This window comes from Wocania arenilitoris, from assembly GCF_021728535.1.
Taxonomy (GTDB): Bacteria; Bacteroidota; Bacteroidia; order Flavobacteriales; family Flavobacteriaceae; genus Wocania_A; species Wocania_A arenilitoris.
The window spans coordinates 172176-187896 of sequence record NZ_JAKKDU010000003.1; the positions used below are offsets into that span (position 1 = coordinate 172176).

The 15721-nt window shown below is 32.4% G+C and carries 15 protein-coding genes and 1 tRNA gene; 7 read left to right on the plus strand and 9 right to left on the minus strand.

The window, feature by feature from the left end; translation table 11 throughout:
- Positions 1-25 precede the first annotated feature (25 nt).
- Entirely contained in the window at positions 26-460 is a 435-nt protein-coding gene (locus tag L3X37_RS03415; protein ID WP_237238775.1) for an RrF2 family transcriptional regulator, read from the plus strand.
- Here the strand turns inward: L3X37_RS03415 and L3X37_RS03420 are convergent.
- The 8 genes from L3X37_RS03420 to L3X37_RS03455 all read right to left on the minus strand — a co-directional run bounded on the left by L3X37_RS03420 (position 457) and on the right by L3X37_RS03455 (position 7488).
- Positions 457-1239: an ABC transporter permease gene (locus L3X37_RS03420; protein WP_237238776.1), complete on the minus strand. Its 783-nt coding sequence runs from the start codon at positions 1237-1239 to the stop codon at positions 457-459. The two genes, L3X37_RS03415 and L3X37_RS03420, sit on opposite strands and share 4 nt — an antisense overlap.
- Positions 1232-1939, minus strand: coding sequence for an ABC transporter ATP-binding protein (locus L3X37_RS03425; RefSeq protein WP_237238777.1), 708 nt, complete (start codon positions 1937-1939; stop codon positions 1232-1234). The genes L3X37_RS03420 and L3X37_RS03425 overlap by 8 nt, the downstream gene beginning before the upstream one ends.
- A complete protein-coding gene (locus L3X37_RS03430) occupies positions 1933-3168 on the minus strand; it encodes a nitrous oxide reductase family maturation protein NosD (RefSeq protein WP_237238778.1) in 1236 nt (411 codons plus the stop codon). The genes L3X37_RS03425 and L3X37_RS03430 overlap by 7 nt, the downstream gene beginning before the upstream one ends.
- 4 nt (positions 3169-3172) lie before the next feature.
- Positions 3173-3661, minus strand: a complete 489-nt coding sequence (locus tag L3X37_RS03435; RefSeq protein ID WP_237238779.1) for a nitrous oxide reductase accessory protein NosL — start codon at positions 3659-3661, stop codon at positions 3173-3175.
- A gap of 36 nt (positions 3662-3697) precedes the next feature.
- On the minus strand, positions 3698-4288 hold the full coding sequence (locus tag L3X37_RS03440) for a hypothetical protein (protein ID WP_237238780.1): 591 nt from the start codon (positions 4286-4288) through the stop codon (positions 3698-3700).
- 117 nt (positions 4289-4405) lie between these two features.
- Positions 4406-6376, minus strand: coding sequence for a Sec-dependent nitrous-oxide reductase (nosZ, locus tag L3X37_RS03445; RefSeq protein WP_237238781.1), 1971 nt, complete (start codon positions 6374-6376; stop codon positions 4406-4408).
- A 26-nt stretch (positions 6377-6402) separates the two neighbouring features.
- Positions 6403-6978: a fasciclin domain-containing protein gene (locus L3X37_RS03450; RefSeq protein ID WP_237238782.1), complete on the minus strand. Its 576-nt coding sequence runs from the start codon at positions 6976-6978 to the stop codon at positions 6403-6405.
- 6 nt (positions 6979-6984) lie between these two features.
- Positions 6985-7488, minus strand: coding sequence for a c-type cytochrome (locus L3X37_RS03455; RefSeq protein ID WP_237238783.1), 504 nt, complete (start codon positions 7486-7488; stop codon positions 6985-6987).
- A 331-nt stretch (positions 7489-7819) separates the two neighbouring features.
- Between L3X37_RS03455 and L3X37_RS03460 the strand changes: the two genes are divergently transcribed.
- Together L3X37_RS03460 and odhB are read left to right on the plus strand one after the other, a co-directional pair.
- Positions 7820-10564, plus strand: a complete 2745-nt coding sequence (locus L3X37_RS03460) for a 2-oxoglutarate dehydrogenase E1 component (RefSeq protein ID WP_237238784.1) — start codon at positions 7820-7822, stop codon at positions 10562-10564.
- Positions 10565-10607: 43 nt separating this feature from the next.
- Entirely contained in the window at positions 10608-11819 is a 1212-nt protein-coding gene (odhB, locus tag L3X37_RS03465) for a 2-oxoglutarate dehydrogenase complex dihydrolipoyllysine-residue succinyltransferase (protein ID WP_237238785.1), read from the plus strand.
- Between the two features lie 471 nt (positions 11820-12290).
- On the opposite strand, the gene L3X37_RS03470 is transcribed toward odhB, so the two are convergent.
- A complete protein-coding gene (locus L3X37_RS03470) occupies positions 12291-12731 on the minus strand; it encodes a retropepsin-like aspartic protease (RefSeq protein WP_237238786.1) in 441 nt (146 codons plus the stop codon).
- Positions 12732-12816: 85 nt separating this feature from the next.
- Between L3X37_RS03470 and L3X37_RS03475 the strand changes: the two genes are divergently transcribed.
- The 4 genes from L3X37_RS03475 (at position 12817) to L3X37_RS03490 (ending at position 15632) form a co-directional block, all read left to right on the plus strand.
- Positions 12817-13584 carry a TatD family hydrolase gene (locus L3X37_RS03475; RefSeq protein ID WP_237238787.1) on the plus strand — a complete coding sequence of 256 codons (768 nt, stop codon included), beginning with the start codon at positions 12817-12819 and terminating at the stop codon, positions 13582-13584.
- Between the two features lie 3 nt (positions 13585-13587).
- Positions 13588-14619: an asparaginase gene (locus tag L3X37_RS03480; RefSeq protein ID WP_237238788.1), complete on the plus strand. Its 1032-nt coding sequence runs from the start codon at positions 13588-13590 to the stop codon at positions 14617-14619.
- A gap of 77 nt (positions 14620-14696) precedes the next feature.
- A tRNA-Ser gene (locus tag L3X37_RS03485) sits at positions 14697-14784 on the plus strand.
- Between the two features lie 74 nt (positions 14785-14858).
- Positions 14859-15632 carry a MotA/TolQ/ExbB proton channel family protein gene (locus L3X37_RS03490; protein ID WP_237238789.1) on the plus strand — a complete coding sequence of 258 codons (774 nt, stop codon included), beginning with the start codon at positions 14859-14861 and terminating at the stop codon, positions 15630-15632.
- Positions 15633-15721: the final 89 nt, after the last annotated feature.

Sequence of the window (15721 nt, forward strand, 5' to 3'; positions counted from 1 at the left end):
AACTTTGTACTAAAATACAATCGGTATGTTTTCAAAAGCTTGCGAATACGGAATAAAAGCATCAATTTTTATTGCAATAAATTCTTATGAAGGTAGGCGTGTAAGCCCAAAAGAGATTGCAGAAAAAATTGATTCTCCTCAAGCTTTTACTGCTAAAATTTTGCAAGCCTTAGTTAGACATGATATTGTAAATTCTATAAAAGGTGCTTACGGTGGTTTTGAGATTGATAGAAATAAAATTGGAGGTATTAAACTAAGTCATATAGTAACTGCTATAGATGGTGATTCAATTTATAATGGATGCGGTTTAGGATTACGCAAATGTGACGAATTACATCCATGTCCTGTACACGATAAATTTAAAGCTATTCGGGAAGGATTAAAACAAATGTTAGAAAATACTAGTCTAGAAGAATTAGCACTTAACATTAAATCTGGCGCATCCTTTTTAAAGGTTTAAAAATCTTTCTTTCTAGACTTAAATACAATTCTTAAAACCGGTAAAACGACCCAAATGGTTAACATTGCAAAGGAAACTATTAAGCCAAAATTAGTGCCAAAAAACTGCTTAAAAATAGCACCTGTATAACCTAATAAAGCTGATATATCTAGCTTTAAAAGAATAAGTGTTCTTGATAAATCGATTGGATTAAGCATCGTGCCAACTAACGATAATTTATCTAATGGATAATCTTCAAACATAACCAAGGTCATTAAAAATATCCCATCATAAATTATAGCAAGAAAGAGCCACAACAATATGGCGTAGCCAAAACCTTTTATTTTATTTTCATTTGATAAGGCAATATTAAAAGCTAGTGCCGTAAATATTAATGTAAGGAACACACCTGTAACAAGTAATAGTGAAAAATCCCATATCGCACTACTTTCAAACAATCCATAAAATATAAAAGGAATACCTAAGCCTAATATTAAACTCATTGAAAGTGATAATGCAACACCCAAATATTGACCTAAAAATATGGATGATCGTTTTAAGGGTTGTGCCAATAATAATTCAGTAAATTCTTTTGAATTATAGTAATACATGACACCAAAAATAGTACCTATTAATGGTACTAAAACTATAATAACATTCATTAAAGTGATGACTGCTTTTGATAAGTCGTTATTTAAAAACAACAGCACAATTCCCAGCAATAAATAAAATGCAAAGTATACATAACTCCAGCGACTGCGGATTAAATCAAAAAAACTATATTTTAATATTTTAAGCATGATTTTCAGTTAAAATGGATGCAATGGCATGTTCGAAATCTGGTTGACTTGTCTTGGTTTTTAAATCTTGAATAGAACCCTTAAAGTATATTTGTCCTTCTAAAATAAATACTATTTCATCAGAAACCTCTTCAACAAAACTCATAATATGTGAGGTAATTAAAATGGTTTTGCCATTTGCTTTTTCTTTTTGAATTAAGTCTTTTAGCCGTATTAAAGATATAGGGTCTAAACCAGTTGTTGGTTCATCAAGAATTATTAACGGACAATCAAACATAAACGTTAGTACAATGTTTACCTTTTGTTTAGTTCCTCCCGAAAGATTACCTAATTTTTTATTTAAAAATGGTTTAAGTTTGAAAAGCTCTATCAACCTCTCATCATCAGAAGTGTTGCCTCTTAAATCTTTAATCATTTTTATAAGTTCTCTTACTTTTAAATTACTTGGAAAATTGGCTATTTGTGGTAAGTAATCAATTTTATGTCTGTAATCAGAACTTTTCTTTATATTCTCACCTAACACAGATATTTCACCTTTATTAGGAATAACCATGCCTAAAATTGATTTTATCAACGTAGTTTTACCTGAACCATTTGGTCCCAGAACTGCGAAAATACCACCTTCATTGATGTTTAAATCTACCCCTTTTAGCACTTGGTTTTTGCCGAATTTTTTATGTAAGTTCTGTATGCTTACCATGTGTTATTTTTTATTAAAGGATTATTGTCCAACAAATTATCTGGTGTAAATACTGGTGATACTTTTTCAGAAAAATCGATAATATCTATAAACAAACTCCTGAGTAAAATAATGGTTTCTGGTGTTCTATTTACAATATAGGAAAACAATTTTACTGGTCTGTAAGGCACATCGCCTACGCCATCTTTATCAAGGTCGTAACCAGTATAATTGCTCCAATAATTTCTATCAAAAACATTATCATTTACTTTGCTATTATAGGAAATATCAAAAGAATTATACAAAAAATTGTTTTCAACAAAACTGTTGGCATAACAGGCACCACGCACTTTAATTGCCCAACCGTTATTTAAAAAATCATTGTTTTTGTAAACAATTCGATTAGAGCCCTCTATATTTATACCAATTGTGTTTTCTTCAAAAGTGTTTCCAATAATTTCGGCATCATTTATTTCTTTTAAAAGCATGCCATAAGAAGCAGTACCCCAATTTTCTTTAAAAGTATTATTGAGCATTTTTATTTTTTTGGAAAACATTACTGCTACTCCTGCTCCGTTATTTTCAAATGTATTGTCTTGATACACATCGTCGTTTGAGAACATAAAATGAAGTCCGTATCTCAAATTTTCTGCACTAACGTTGTTTTTAATTAAGCAGTCATCCGAAAATTCTAAATAAATACCATCTCGAACGTGCTCAACATAGTTGTGCTCAATTTCAATATGATTACTATACCAAAGCTGGATGCCATTTCCAGAGTTGTACTCGTTAACTGCATCTCCTATAATTTTGTTGTGATAAACTTTTCCGTGGTTAGATTTTTCAATGTAAATGCCAAAAAACAGCTTTTCTAAAACAACATTTTGAATGATAAAGTTTTTGCTTTTACGTACACGAATTGCTGCAAAGTCTTCGGTATAACTTGTTCCTACATTAATAATAAACAGACCATCTATAGTTACGTTATCAGATATTATCGTAAAAATTTCGCCTTTAAGTTCACCATCAATAACTGGATAATTTTTACCAATAATTACAAGTGGTTTGTTTACTGAGATTTCATATTCTTTGTAAGTGCCCTTTTTTACAATTATAGTGTCAAAATCTTTGGCTTGAGAAATGGCAGTTTTAAGCGATGAAATATTGCACGAATTACAAACCTCAATGGTTTTTGCCATGGTTGTACTGGCCATAAGAATGGTTGAAAAAAAAACGATTAAATTTTTCATGAAACTAGTCTTTAAAATGGTCTAGTAACTCTGTCCAAGAATAAAGATCGCCTCCTTTTTCAGATTGAAATTTTTTAGCATCGTTTACATTTTTAAAGGCAGATAAATAAGCTCCCATTGGGCTTGGTATATTTTCACTTATTAAAAAAGTTGCTTTTGTTGCATCGATTAACGCTTCTGGTTCGGTATAATTATTTGATAAGTATAGCTTAATTTCATTTATTTCAAATTCTTTCATGAAATTAATCATACATTCTGAGGCGTCAAATTTATAGACCTTGCCTTTTTTAGTAACTACCTCTGCTGCATGAACTTTATCAACAATAGTCATTTTACAAAAATGGCAACCGTCATTACCATAATCAATAGCTTGAGGTGATACATTGCAACTAATAAATATTAGCAACAATGCCATAAGGGTATAGTGTTTTAGCGTTTTACTCACGTCACTTTTATTGATTAGGTGTTCGTGAAAACGTTTAGCGTTTTTCATTTTTTAGTGTTTTATTTTGTCTTTTCTAATTGTTTATCAAGTTTTATTTTGGTTTTTCTTTCCAACTAAATAAGCAAAAAGGCTTGCAGCAATACCTAGCCCTAAAAATAAAGCACCAAGTTGCGGATAAGAATGTGCTCTAAAATTTAAAATATCCTTACTGCCAAATAGTGGTGGCTGAAAACCCATAACGGTTCCATCAGGATTTGTAAATTTCATGATAGCTTTTGGGTCAAGGTCATGCCCATAATCATGTTCCCAAAGATAAAAATCGTATAAACCAGCACAACTCAAAACTATCATTAAAATAAACCAAGACAAAAACCATTTATAATTTCCAAAATACGCGATAACTAAGCCAATTATAGTTGTAATAATAATTCCTGCTGGAAATATTTTAAACTCAGGTATAGCTTCAGGAATATACTTCATCCCTACATAATGATTCATGAGGTTGATGTTTTTAATATCGTGAGGATGTACATCAGAAAAGTCATTAATGTGAATATACATTCCCAATGGAGTAGGGTATTGCGGAGCTTCAAGAGTGATTTTCCATAAAGGAAATACAAATAATCCTAATGGTAAAAGCGCAGCAATAAGCATAATAATGTTTGACTTCTTCATCGTTTAAGATTTAGTGATTTTAACTATTAGTGTTTTATAAAGAAAGGCGAGAGCGAAAAGACAACTCTCGCCTTTGATAGGAAAATAAACACTAAAACAAAATTTCCCTAACTTATTTTATTCTATATCTTCACCTAATGACCATTTTAATGGTGTGTTTGCATTTGCAGGAGATACTCTTACATAACCCTGCATTTCTTGATGTAATGCTGAACAAAAATCTGTGCAATAGAAAGGCCAAACACCAACTTGTTTAGGTTCCCAAAGGAAAGACTCTGTTTGTCCAGGCATAATTAATAATTCGGATGTGTTAGCCCCAATCATACTTATACCATGAGGTACATCATAATCCTGCTCTAAATTTGTAACATGGAAGTATACTTTGTCACCAACTTTTACACCTTCAATATTATCTGGTGCAAAGTGACTTCGTATTGTTGTCATGTAAATATGAACCGTTTTTCCATCACGAACTACTTTAGTATCTGCTTCACTTTTAGCAACATATGGATGTTGATTTTCTTCTAACTTGAATATTTTTTTAGAGTTAGGTTTAATTAAATCCGCAGGACATCCAGCAGCGTAATGTGGCTCTCCCACTGTTGGGAAATCTAGCAGAAGCTCCATTTTGTCACCAGATATATCATATAGTTGAGCAGATTGAGTTACCTCTGGACCTGTAGGTAAGTAACGGTCTTTAGTAATTTTATTCATTCCAACAACGTATTTTCCAAATGGTTTTTGAGAGTTTCCTCCTGGAATCATTAGGTGTCCAATAGAGTAATAACTAGGCTGTCTATCTAGAACTTCCCATGTACCAAGCTTCCATTTTACTATTTCAGAAGAAATAAAGAATGATGTATATGCGTTTCCTTCGTTGTCAAATTCTGTGTGTAAAGGGCCTAATCCCGGTTGTTCAACAGCACCTGCTAAAACATCTTCAAAGTTTAAGATTGGGATGCCATACGCATCTCCAGCGAACTTTTTGTTTTCAATAGCGTCTAACATTTTAGTAAAAGAGTGCACAGTAACATTTGCTGAAAGTTTACCACTACCCACAATGTATTCACCGGTTGGATCTACATCACAACCATGTGGCGATTTTGGAGTTGGTAAAAAGTATAATGCTCCGGGAACTTCTGAAGGATCAACCATTAATACCTCTTTCTTCATAGTAGAGGTTGCCATATGCGTATGCTCATCATAAACATTATGAGCATAATTAGCAGGCATTTTTTTACCACCACCATTATTTACGTATTCTTCAATTTTCTTCCAATTTACGGCAGCAATAAAATCTTTGTCATTTTGAGATGCATTTACCTCCATTAGCGTGCTAGCTTCTTCTGTGTTATAAGTTGTAAAGAAGAACCAACCATGAGATTTCCCTCTACCTGGATGCGCTTTATCAAAGTCAAAACCTGGCATAAGTACTTGGAATTTTATATCCATTCCTCCATCCGCTGGATTAACTTTTATAAAAGATAAAGTGCCTTTAAAATTTCCTTTATAATCTTTAATTGGCATATCTCTTTGAGGCACAGGAATAGCAAAACGAGTTCCTGCAACTACGTACTCTGTGTTATCGGTTACGTAAGAGGAACTATGGTTTCCGGCTGTATTTGGAATTTCAATAATCTCAGTAGTTTCAAATGTTGTTAAATCTACTTTTGCTATTCTAGGCGTATTATTCCCATTAATGAATACATAACGACCATCAAGTTGTCCGTTTGTTTGAGAAATATCTGGGTGATGTGCATCATCCCAAGGCACAAAACCATGAGACGTGTTAAGCATAGGTTTTGTTTCTTCATTATATCCGTATGCTTTTTCTGCATCTTGAGAGAATACGGGAATCACTTTAAATAAACGACCTGAAGGAAGTCCATATACTGCTAATTGACCACTAAATCCACCAGAGATAAAGGCGTAAAATTCGTCATGTTCACCAGGAGCTACATATACTTTTTCGGCAACATTACTTGCCAGAGCACCAGATTTACCATCCGATTTTCCTGAATTGTTACAACTTGTAAATGCTACTAGAACACTTAGTATTGCAATAGTTGATTTTAATATATTTTTCATTGTTTTAATTAGTTTTAATTAGTGTTTTATTCTTTGCTTGGAGGTAATAATACCTTGTCTATAACATGTACAATACCATTGCCTGCTTTAACAGAAGCTATAATATTGGCACCACCAATTACTGGTTTACCGTCAATTACTTCCACTTTTACATATTGATTATTGGCTTGCCCTAACTTTTTAAGTTTTGTTAAAATATTTTCGTTTAAGTTACCTGGTGTTACATGATACTTTAAAATATCAGCTAAGGTGGCTTTGTTTTCAGGTTTAACTAAATTTTCAACTGTTCCTTCTGGTAGTGCAGCAAATGCATCATCAGTTGGTGCAAAAACTGTAAGTGGTCCAACATTAACTAAAGCATTTTCCACTTGTGCAGCTTGTACGGCAGCAACCAATGTTTTATGATCTGGAGACCCAAGAGCTATTTGTAAGCAGTTTGGAGTTCCTTCATCATCTTTCATAAATGCTTGACCAGTTCTTTCTTCAGTATTTTCAGCTGGAGTAGCTGTAGAGTTCGTTGAGGCTTCTTTGTTTTCGTTTTTACACGCGACCATTATAATAAGGCACAAAGCGGTAAAAAGCATTTGTTTAAATGATTTCATATTTATTTATTTTAATGTTCTGAAATATTCTAATACAGCTCTAGCTTCCTCTTCAGTTAAATTCTGGTTTGCCATTGGCGAGCCATTAAACTCAATAAGTAGCGCTTTTGCTAATGGATCATTTTTCACCATTCCTTCTGGATCTAAAATCATATTCATAACCCATTCTGGAGTTCTACGTTCTAAAATATCTTTAGGGGCAGGACCAATAAATTTCTTGTCTGCTCTATGGCACGCTGTACACATTTTTTTAAACACATCAGCACCTTGAGCTACCATTTTCTCATCTATTTCTGAACTTAATTTGAGAGATTTTATTGGGCCAACACCTTTATTAGATAAGTCTATTTGTTTTGATGCTGGAACTTTTTCAGCTTTTTCTGTTGTTTTTTTCTCAGTTGGAGCCTTTTTTTGGTATGAGAATCCTTCTTTCTTTTTTTCTTCTTTACCTCCACAACTTATAAGTAGTGTTGCAAATAAAATTGTGATTAGTTTTAGTGTTGTTTTCATATTATAAGTGATTTAGAAAGCAAAACTACAATCAAACAGAGAGTTAAAATATGATATTTATCATATTTAGGACAAAAATGTCTTTTTTAAACAGACACTTGTAAGAGTTTGTATTAAAAATCAATATAACTTTTACTAAAACAAGGTCGTAAATCAAAGGAGTAGTATTTTTAAAAAATCAGGAATAATAAAAATTTTAAAAAGAAACATTAACTCAATGTTTAAAGCGTTAATAATTACCTATAATTATAATAAAAGCAACCTCTTATTTTAGTAAAAGTTGTATTTTTGAAAAATATTTTGACAAACCTATACGGTATTAAAAATAATAATGGATAAATTTTCATTTTTAAACGCAGCACACACAGCATATTTTGCTGATTTATACGACCAATATTTACAAAACCCAGATGCAGTAGAACCAAGTTGGAGAGCCTTTTTTCAAGGTTACGATTTTGGTTCAGAAAATTATGGGTTAGATGGTGAGATCATTGAAGGAGTTTCTACTCAAATCCCAGAACATGTTCAGAAAGAGTTTCAAGTTGTAAGGCTCATAGATGGCTATAGAATGCGTGGGCATTTGTTTACAAAAACCAACCCAGTTAGAGAACGTAGAACCTATTCGCCAACCTTAGAGTTAAAGAATTTTGAATTGTCTGAAAGTGATTTAGACACCGTTTTTAATGCTGGCGAAATTTTAGGAATTGGCGCAATAACTTTACGCGAAATTATTGCACATTTAGAAAGTATTTATTGCAGTTCTATTGGTGTAGAATACATGTATTTACGAAATCCAGAAGTTATTAAATGGTGGCAAAATAAGCTTAACGAAAATGATAATCAGCCTAATTTTTCTGAAGAAAAAAAGAAGTACATCCTTTCTAAACTTAATCAAGCTGTAACTTTCGAGAATTTTTTACAAACAAAATATGTAGGACAAAAACGCTTTTCGTTAGAAGGAGGTGAATCCTTAATTCCAGCAATTAGTAACGCACTTTTTTACGCGGTAGAAAAGTATGGAATAAAGGAATGTGTTTTAGGAATGGCTCATCGTGGGCGTTTAAGCACTCTGGTTAATATTTTTAGAAAACCTTTACGAGAACTCTTTAGCGAGTTTGATGGAAAAGACTTTGAAGACGAAAATATTGATGGTGATGTAAAATATCATTTAGGATTAACACTTGATAAGACTTACCAAAACGGTAAGAATATCAAAATGAATTTAGTCCCAAATCCATCACATTTAGAAACTGTTGCATCTGTTGCCGAAGGAATAACTAGAGCAAAAATAGATACAGATTATGAAGGTGATGATTCTAAAATAATCCCTATAATCGTTCATGGAGATGCCGCAATTGCAGGACAAGGCATTGTTTACGAAGTAGCACAAATGAGCCAACTAAATGGCTATAGAACTGGAGGAACTGTTCACATTGTTGTAAACAACCAAATTGGATTTACAACTAATTATTTAGATGCTCGATCTAGCACTTATTGTACCGATGTTGCAAAAGTTACACTATCTCCTGTTTTACATGTAAATGCTGATGATGCAGAAGCTGTTGTACATGCTGTAGAAATGGCTTTAGAGTACAGAATGCGTTATAAAAAAGATGTTTATATCGATTTGCTTGGGTACAGAAAGTATGGACATAACGAAGGTGACGAGCCACGTTTTACGCAGCCAAAACTTTATAAAAACATATCAAAACATAAAAATCCTTTTAAAATCTATTCTGATAAGCTTATAGAAGAAAAAACTATTGATAAATCATATTTAGATAAGATTATATCCAACTTTAAAGACACTTTAGAAAGTGAGTATTCTAAATCTAAAGAAGCCGATTCGTCTAAGGTTAGAGAATTTATGCAAGAACGTTGGAAAGGGTTTAATCGTCAAGGTATTGATGGAATGCTTAAAACTGCCGATACCAATTATCCAATTGAAAAATTAAAACACATTTCTAAAATTGTTTCAACAGTTCCAGAAGGTGCTAAATTTTTACGCAAAGCAGAGCGTATTTTAGATGGTAGAGCAAAAATGGTTTTTGAAACCGATACGTTAGATTGGGGTATGGCAGAAACTTTAGCCTACGGAAGTTTAATGGAAGAAGGTTTTAACGTGCGTATTTCTGGGCAAGATGTAGAACGCGGAACATTTAGTCATCGCCACGCTATTTTAAGAGACGAAATTTCTGAAGAACGCATAAACTTACTAAATACTAATCCAGAAAATAAGGGTAAAATGGATATTTATAATTCCCTTTTATCAGAATATGGCGTGTTAGGTTTCGATTACGGATATGCCATGGCTAATCCTAATACATTAACTATTTGGGAAGCACAATTTGGAGATTTTAGTAATGGTGCTCAAATTATTTTCGATCAGTATTTATCAGCATCCGAAGATAAATGGAAAGCACAAAATGGTATTGTTGTACTATTGCCACATGGATACGAAGGTCAAGGTTCTGAGCATTCATCGGCAAGAATAGAGCGTTATCTTCAATTATGTGGAGAAGATAATATGGTAGTTGCAAATTGTACAACACCAGCAAATTTTTTCCATTTATTACGCCGTCAAATGAAACGCGATTTCAGAAAACCTTTAATTGTATTTACACCTAAAAGTTTATTGCGTCATCCAAAAGCGGTTTCATCTTTAAAAGATTTAGCAACTAGTAATTTTGACGAAGTTATTGATGATTCGGTAAATCCAAAAAACATAAAAAAATTAGTTTTCTGTACAGGAAAATTCTATTACGATTTATTAGCTGAAAGAGAAAAACTGAATAATGAAGATGTTGCTTTGGTTAGAATAGAACAGTTATTTCCGTTACATTTAGATAAAATTCAGGAAGTAATAAACCGTTATCCAAACGTTGAAAATTATGTTTGGGCGCAAGAAGAACCAAAAAACATGGGTGCTTGGAGCCATGTTATGCAACGTATGGATTTGGTTAAACTCGATGTTTGCTCAAGGCCGTATAGTTCTGTTCCAGCACCAGGGTCTAGCACAAGAGATAAGAGAAGACAACAACGCGTTATAGACGCAGTTTTCAATAATAAAAAATAAAAAACGATAGTTAAAAGTCATACCAAAATTAAAATTATAGAACATGATTTTAGAAATGAAAGTGCCTTCACCAGGTGAATCTATAACCGAAGTAGAAATAGCAACATGGTTAGTTGAAGATGGAGATTATGTAGAAAAAGATCAAGCTATTGCTGAGGTAGACAGTGATAAAGCAACCCTTGAACTGCCAGCTGAAGCGAGTGGAACTATTACCTTGAAAGCTGAAGAAGGTGATGCCGTTGCAGTTGGAGCAGTAGTATGTTTAATTGACACTGGTGCAGAAAAACCAGAAGGTGGAGCTGATGTTAAAGAAGAAAAAAAGGAAGGCACACCTAAAGATGAAGCACCAAAAACAAAAGCGATTGAAGAAAAAACATATGCTACAGGAACCGCAAGTCCAGCTGCTAAAAAGATTTTAGCTGAAAAAGGTATTGATGCCGCTTCAATTTCTGGAACAGGAAAAGACGGTCGTGTTACTAAAGAAGATGCTATAAAAGCTATTCCTAGCATGGGTACACCAACTGGTGGAAGCCGAGGAGTTTCACGCAGTAAAATGTCTATGTTACGTCGTAAAGTTGCAGAACGTTTGGTTGAAGCCAAAAATACAACCGCAATGTTAACCACATTTAACGAGGTTGATATGTCGCCAATTTTTGCCTTGCGTAGTGAGTACAAAGAAACCTTTAAAATAAAGCACGGTGTTGGTTTAGGGTTTATGAGCTTCTTTACATTAGCAGTAGTTAGAGCCTTAAAAATGTATCCAGCAGTAAACTCAATGATTGACGGAAAAGAAATGATTTCATATGATTTTTGCGACATTAGTATTGCTGTTTCAGGACCAAAAGGATTAATGGTTCCTGTTATGCGAAATGTAGAAAATTTAAGCTTTAGAGGTGTAGAATCTGAAGTAAAACGATTAGCTATTCGTGCACGTGATGGACAAATTACTGTTGATGAAATGACAGGAGGAACCTTCACTATTTCAAACGGCGGCGTGTTTGGTAGTATGCTATCTACTCCAATTATTAATCCACCACAGAGTGGAATTTTAGGAATGCATAATATTGTTGAACGACCAGTTGCTATTGATGGTAAGGTTGTAATTAGACCAATTATGTATGTAGCACTATCCTACGATCATAGAATTATAGACGGTAAAGAATCTGTTGGGTTTTTAGTTGCTGTAAAAGAAGCTTTAGAAAATCCAATTGAATTATTAATGGATAGTGATGTTAAAAAAGCATTAGAGCTTTAATAACAAATTTTGCAAATAAAAAGAGGTCGTCTAAAAAATAATTTTTAGACGACCTACTAAAAAGTCTTTATTTAAACCTGTTCAGATAGAAAGTGAAGAGGGTTTTTATCCAATTCTAGTTTTGTAACAATATTACTTCTGTGCTTTTCTACAGTTCTTATAAAAATATTTAACTATTCGACAATTTTCTCTCTAAAATAAGACTTGCCGTTTACAACGCGTTTTATACAGATTTCAATTTCTTCAATAACAAACGCTTTTAAAATATATGCGTTTACAGGAACTTCAATAGCTTTGTCTTAAACTTTTTCTTTGTCTAAAGCTATTAAATTATAGCTAAAAGAACATTAATGCTTTGAGCAAAGAATTTAAATTTCTTTATTAAAATTATCATCATAGCTATGGCTAAAATTTTCGCCTAAAACTTTGATCTTTTTCTTTAAACCCTTTTATATCAATTTAGCTATATTATTATAATTTTAGGTATAAATATTTTTTTTTGTAATCAATTATGGCTTTTGCTTTTTTTAAAATGTCTGCGCCAATAATGCCATCAACAGGTTTTGCGTTATGGTTAATAAGTGCGGTATTAACATGTGTAAGATTAAATAAAATCAAAACAATTTTATTATGTTTCCATTTTCCTATTTTTACTTTGTTTTTTTTAGCCATTTTGGTATCCATCTCTATGGCGCCAGCACCAGCAGCTTTAATTGAAGAGTCTTCGACTAATAAATTAAAATTTTCAACAGCTTCAAAACCTAAACAAGAGCTTGATGCTCCAGTATCTAAAATAAAAAGTCCTTTTACACCGTTTATTGTAGCTTTAACTTCAAAATGATTGGTTTTAGTAAGTTTCAATTTTACTTTTGTGTATCCTTTTTGTAGTAGAAATTGTTGATGAGTTTGCATCTAATTTAGTTTTAAACAAAGATAATCCTATAAAACAATTATTTTTACAAAATCGTGTTAATGATTCCATTTAAAAAATCAAAAATTGATAATTACAGATACACATACCCATTTATATAGCGAAGCCTTTAATGATGATAGAAACGAGATGATTAACCGTGCCATAAAACAAGGTATTACACGGTTTTTTATTCCAGCCATCGATTCAACCTCTACACAATTAATGTTTCAACTAGAAAAAGACTATCCTAATAATGTATTTTTAATGTCAGGGTTACATCCTACGTATGTAAAAAACAATTATAAAGACGAACTAAAACATGTTGAAGAGCTGCTCGCAAAGCGAAGATTTTATGCTATTGGAGAAATAGGCATTGATTTGTATTGGGATAAAACAACTTTAGAAATTCAGAGAAAAGCTTTTAAGCATCAAATTCAATTAGCAAAAAAATACCGGTTACCAATTGTTATTCATTGTCGTGATGCTTTTGATGAGATATTTGAAGTTTTAGAAAGCGAAAAGAGTGACGATTTATTTGGAATATTTCATTGTTTTACAGGCACTTTAAAACAAGCACATCAAGCTATTTCTTATAATATGAAACTAGGCATTGGTGGTGTTGCAACCTTTAAAAATGGAAAGATTGACCAGTTTTTAAATCAAATAGATTTAAGTCATATAGTATTAGAAACCGATTCGCCATATTTAGCACCAGTACCTTATAGAGGTAAGCGAAACGAAAGTATATATATACTAAAGGTATTAGAAAAACTATCCTATATATATAATAGGACTGAAGAAGATATTGCAGAAATTACGACAGAAAACTCAAAAGCTGTTTTTAAAATATAAATTATGGCAAATACTAAACCAAACATATTGCTTATTTATACTGGTGGAACTATAGGTATGATTAAAGATTTTAAAACAGGAGCACTTCGAGCTTTCGATTTTAAGAACCTTTTAAAACGCATTCCAGAATTAAACTTATTAGATTGTAATATTGATACGGTATCGTTAAAAAAACCAATAGATTCTAGTAATATGAATCCAGAATATTGGGTGAAAATCGCTGAAATTATTGAAAAAAATTACGGTAATAATGATGGGTTTGTTGTGCTACACGGAAGTGATACTATGAGTTACACAGCGTCGGCATTAAGTTTTATGTTAGAAAACTTAGCAAAACCAGTGGTGTTTACAGGTTCTCAATTACCCATTGGAGATTTACGAACCGATGCCAAAGAAAACTTAATCACAGCTGTTCAAGTAGCATCGTTGCAACATCGAAAAAAACCAGTTATTAAAGAAGTGTGTTTATATTTTGAGTACAAATTGTATCGAGCTAACCGAACCACAAAAATTAATGCAGAACATTTTGAGGCTTTTGCTTCTTTAAACTATCCAGAATTAGCTGAGTCTGGAGTGCATTTAAAAGTAAACAAGGAGTATTTATTTAAACCAAATTTAAAGAAAAAATTAGTTGTACATAAAAAGTTAGATAAAAACATAGCACTTATAAAGTTGTTTCCAGGAATAACAGAACAAGTTTTACAAAGTATTTTTAATACACCAAATTTAAATGGTGTTATTATAGAAACATATGGGACAGGTAATTGTGCAACAGAACAATGGTTTATTAATGCCCTAAAAAAAGCAATTAACAAAGGGATACATATTATAAATGTAACACAATGCTCTGGAGGAAGTGTAATTATGGGGCATTATGAAACTAGTAACCAGCTAAAAAAAATCGGAGTTATATCAGGGAAAGATATCACAACAGAGGCCGCTTTATCTAAATTAATGTACTTAATAGGACAAAATATTCCTGACAAAACCTTTAAAACTAGTTACGAAATAGCATTAAGAGGCGAAATGTCTTAAAATTAGTCGATAAAATTTCAGTGTTTAATTTTTTTTTTGTTATTTGAGCCCTCGTAATTAAATGTATTGTAAAATACAGAGAGGTGGCCGAGTGGCTTAAGGCGCACGCTTGGAAAGCGTGTATGCGTTTATAGCGTATCGAGGGTTCGAATCCCTTCCTCTCTGCTGTTATTTTTATTTTTTAATTGCTTTTTTTTTATATCTTTAACACTTTAACTAATAAAATTAAGATCGAGAACATGAAAAGATTATTTTCTATCCTAGCCATTACAGGAATTATGGCATTCGGAACTGTTAATGCAACTACAAATGCAAACGCAACTACAGCAGTAACAACGGTTGCAACAATGACTCAAGACGAAAGCGCAGCACCTGCTGAAGAACTTGGATTTCATCAAGAACTAAAAAAGAGGTTCGTTGAAGGTGGTCCAGGATTTATGGGTATTGTATTATTATGTTTAATTTTAGGTTTAGCGATTGCTATCGAGAGAATTATCTTTTTAAACCTTTCTACAACTAACACAAAAAAATTAACTCAAAATGTTGAAGACGCACTAGCTTCTGGCGGTGTTGAAGCGGCTAAAGAAGTTTGTAGAAATACAAAAGGGCCTATCGCTTCTATATTCTATCAAGGATTAGATAGAACAGATGAAGGTATTGAAGCTGCCGAAAAAGCTGTTGTAGCTTATGGTGGTGTACAAATGGGACAGTTAGAGAAAAACGTGTCTTGGATTTCTTTATTTATTGCACTAGCACCAATGCTTGGTTTCATGGGTACTGTAATTGGTATGATTCAGGCCTTTGATAAAATTGAAGCAGCTGGTGATATGAACCCATCATTAGTAGCAGGTGGTATTAAAGTAGCACTTTTAACAACTGTATTTGGTTTAATTGTTGCCATTATACTTCAAATTTTTTACAATTATATTATTGCAAAAATTGATAGCATTGTTAACGATATGGAAGACGCTTCTATTACGTTAATGGATATGCTAGTTAAAAATAAAAAGTAATAATTTAAAATTGTAAGTATTATGAAATGAGCCACAACACTTTAAGTTTTTATTAATCTTAAAATTATTGTTGGCGAATTACATCTGAC

What these genes read in the sequence shown, in the direction of transcription:
- L3X37_RS03450 (WP_237238782.1), bottom strand. Translation starts at nt 6,978, where the DNA reads ATGAAATCATTTAAACAAATGCTTTTTACCGCTTTGTGCCTTATTATA.
- L3X37_RS03420 (WP_237238776.1), bottom strand. Translation starts at nt 1,239, where the DNA reads ATGCTTAAAATATTAAAATATAGTTTTTTTGATTTAATCCGCAGTCGC.
- L3X37_RS03455 (WP_237238783.1), bottom strand. Translation starts at nt 7,488, where the DNA reads ATGAAAACAACACTAAAACTAATCACAATTTTATTTGCAACACTACTT.
- L3X37_RS03490 (WP_237238789.1), top strand. Translation starts at nt 14,859, where the DNA reads ATGAAAAGATTATTTTCTATCCTAGCCATTACAGGAATTATGGCATTC.
- L3X37_RS03425 (WP_237238777.1), bottom strand. Translation starts at nt 1,939, where the DNA reads ATGGTAAGCATACAGAACTTACATAAAAAATTCGGCAAAAACCAAGTG.
- L3X37_RS03435 (WP_237238779.1), bottom strand. Translation starts at nt 3,661, where the DNA reads ATGAAAAACGCTAAACGTTTTCACGAACACCTAATCAATAAAAGTGAC.
- L3X37_RS03430 (WP_237238778.1), bottom strand. Translation starts at nt 3,168, where the DNA reads ATGAAAAATTTAATCGTTTTTTTTTCAACCATTCTTATGGCCAGTACA.
- nosZ (WP_237238781.1), bottom strand. Translation starts at nt 6,376, where the DNA reads ATGAAAAATATATTAAAATCAACTATTGCAATACTAAGTGTTCTAGTA.
- L3X37_RS03415 (WP_237238775.1), top strand. Translation starts at nt 26, where the DNA reads ATGTTTTCAAAAGCTTGCGAATACGGAATAAAAGCATCAATTTTTATT.
- L3X37_RS03460 (WP_237238784.1), top strand. Translation starts at nt 7,820, where the DNA reads ATGGATAAATTTTCATTTTTAAACGCAGCACACACAGCATATTTTGCT.
- L3X37_RS03480 (WP_237238788.1), top strand. Translation starts at nt 13,588, where the DNA reads ATGGCAAATACTAAACCAAACATATTGCTTATTTATACTGGTGGAACT.
- odhB (WP_237238785.1), top strand. Translation starts at nt 10,608, where the DNA reads ATGATTTTAGAAATGAAAGTGCCTTCACCAGGTGAATCTATAACCGAA.
- L3X37_RS03440 (WP_237238780.1), bottom strand. Translation starts at nt 4,288, where the DNA reads ATGAAGAAGTCAAACATTATTATGCTTATTGCTGCGCTTTTACCATTA.
- L3X37_RS03470 (WP_237238786.1), bottom strand. Translation starts at nt 12,731, where the DNA reads ATGCAAACTCATCAACAATTTCTACTACAAAAAGGATACACAAAAGTA.